Annotated in this window: 1 pseudogene; it reads left to right on the forward strand. The window is 59.7% G+C overall.

Annotation, left to right across the window (positions count from 1 at the left end):
• Positions 1-150: 150 nt before the first annotated feature.
• A pseudogene (locus ACLJNW_RS28460) lies at positions 151-236 on the forward strand (phosphoheptose isomerase); the annotation flags it as partial.

Here is a 236-nt window from a genome sequence, read left to right on the forward strand (position 1 = left end):
TTCTGCAACAGGAGGCGCGCTGGGCCAAACGCCCCTGTCGCTTCGATGTGGTCACCGTCGATACCAGCGACGGACAATCACCACCGCGACTGGACTGGATTCAGAACGCATTCGACGCCTGATCAGCCGCCCCACCGAAGGTCATTACCGATGGACATGCAACACCGTATCCGCCAGCTCTTCCAGGCCAGCATCGAGACCAAGCAGCAGGCGCTGGAAGTACTGCCTCCCTATAT

The sequence above is a fragment of the Salmonella sp. SAL4457 genome (genome assembly GCF_046548235.1).
Taxonomy (GTDB): domain Bacteria; phylum Pseudomonadota; class Gammaproteobacteria; order Enterobacterales; family Enterobacteriaceae; genus Salmonella; species Salmonella enterica.